A 600-nucleotide genomic window follows, 5' to 3' on the forward strand; every position below is an offset into this window, starting at 1 on the left:
ACTTCACTGGCGGCTTGTTTGCCTAAGTCTTGCCAGTTTATTTTACGTAAATACTGAACAGGGTCACCTTTGCCTACTTTCGTTGGGTAAAGGGCCGGAAGACTGCAATAGCGGCTTCCATCGATTCGTTGCTGTCATTGGCTTTATCATCAAATAATAATTCGTTGTGGGCTGCGGGGGAATTATGTCGCGGGGTAAACCCGCTGCTACGAATGCGTAGACTCGAATTTACTTGTGCAAAAATGAAAGGCTAGGGCGCTAACTTTAGATTCTGTTAGTGCCTAGCCTAACAATATCCATGTTGTTAAAGAGCGGTAAATTATTTATTTGAATCTAGGTTATGAATTAATGTGTTTGTTGTGCGGTAATAACGTCATCATCATTATTATCACGCTCAAAGTTGAGATTAAATTGACCTTGGCGATTAATGGTAAAAATAGCGCGTGTCCAGTTTTCTGGTTGGTGTTGGGTGGCTTTTTCAAATAGGGTGTTGAATAAATCGACTATCTCGTCCGTCACGGTAATCGGCTGTTCGCTTGTATCAGCAGCAGTTTGATAATGGGCTTTGCATTCAAGTACGTTTTCATCTTCGCAATTTAA

Annotated in this window: 1 protein-coding gene; it reads right to left on the minus strand. The window is 41.5% G+C overall.

Features of this window, described 5'->3' with window-relative positions; all coding sequences use genetic code 11:
- Nucleotides 1–345: 345 nt before the first annotated feature.
- The coding region (locus H5186_RS22685) for an immunity protein YezG family protein (protein ID WP_182795057.1) at nucleotides 346–600 on the minus strand (255 nt) is incomplete at its 5' end.

This window comes from Pseudoalteromonas sp. SG41-2 (assembly GCF_014164535.1).
GTDB classification, from domain to species: Bacteria; Pseudomonadota; Gammaproteobacteria; order Enterobacterales; family Alteromonadaceae; genus Pseudoalteromonas; species Pseudoalteromonas rhizosphaerae.